Raw genomic sequence first — 1362 nt, forward strand, 5'->3', positions numbered from 1 at the left:
CTGCATGGTTCTCGCCACCATCGACAACGGTGCCCGACTGAACAACCAGGAACAAGGCCTGCCCGTCCTGCTCTGCCGGCCGACAGCGCCTTGGCCCACGCTCTGGCCACGGCTGCGTCACCTCGACTGAATCCGCACCCACCGATTGTTCGACCTGACGGGCCTGGTCACTGATACGCAGTAAGAGGGTGAAGATCACCTAGTTTGGCCAGCAGCGGCGACCCACCGGTGGTGGTGTGGCGCTACGGTGACTTGCCTGGTCACTCAATGGCGCGGCGTACCGGGCGGCGGCCGATCCACCGGGCCATCAGGTGACGCAGACTCGTGGTGGCTTGCTCGCTTCCAGGGGCGGTCTCGCCCAGTCGCTGGCGGTGACCTTTCTCCGGGTGGCAACTTCGGTATCGTTCGGCCGCCCTGACCAGGTCGCGTTCTCGTTGCTGTGCCAGGTCAATGGCAAAGCGTGGTGGGGTGATCATGGTCATGGTGTCTGTCCTTTCGAGCCGACGGCACCGGCCGCGCCTGTGCGGCCGTTCTGGATGCTCGCGGCCGTCTCCGGTTGTGCAGATGGTCGCTGCCGATGGGTGGCGTACCCTCACTTCTCCTACGAACACCACGGTCTGGATCGGACACAGCCGGCCGGGTGTCTTTCAGCGGATTTCTGGGTGGCTGTGACCGCGAGTTGGCGGACCATGTGACGGCGTCCACTGTCGGGTGTGATCTCAGACTGACCTTGATCGGCGGGAAGAACGTTGCCCGTTTCACCCATTTGCGTCCGACTCACGAGGTCACCAACAGCTGCGGGATGGCCGGTCACTCGCCGACCGGACGGCCGCGCCGCCGCAACTCCGGTTGGCCGGCCGACCGTGCGCTCCGGCCCGCGCGACTACCGCTGCCAAGCTTCCTCGTCGCCGTTCTTGTAGTCGACAAAGGCCTTTCGCAGCCCCCCGAGGGCCTCTGCGCCGGTCTCGAGCATCGCCTTGGCCTGTGGGTCGTCGACATTTCCGATCGTGGTGCGCAACTCGTCGGCAAGCCCGGCGAGCTTGCCTGCGATGGCGTCGGTCTCGGCGAATGTTGCAGTGCTGTTCATGGTGTGCTCCTCAATTTCATGGTCGCTTCAGTGAGATCCACGATCCTCGCGCGCGAGGCGGAGCGCTTGATCGAGATTGCCCAATCCCCGGTCGGCCGCGCCAGTCGCCGGTATCGAGGCAGCGCGAAGCGCGCGTTGGTTGGAGGATGGGCTTAGCCTCGATCCGTGGAGGGTCGCGGGTTGAGGATGGTTCGTCGGCGCGTTGTAGCGTGAAAGGCCTTCTTGGCGAGGAGAATCGGGAGTGTTGACGTCCTGACCTGTTCCACACCAAGAAG

General features: G+C 64.7%; 1 protein-coding gene. It reads right to left on the reverse strand.

Annotated features, from left to right (window positions below; all coding sequences use genetic code 11):
• Positions 1–883: 883 nt before the first annotated feature.
• Complete coding sequence (locus FGL98_RS25045; protein WP_146321596.1) at positions 884–1087, reverse strand: hypothetical protein; 204 nt, start codon at positions 1085–1087, stop codon at positions 884–886.
• Positions 1088–1362: the final 275 nt, after the last annotated feature.

It is taken from the genome of Leekyejoonella antrihumi, assembly GCF_007845645.1.
GTDB lineage: Bacteria > Actinomycetota > Actinomycetes > Actinomycetales > Dermatophilaceae > Leekyejoonella > Leekyejoonella antrihumi.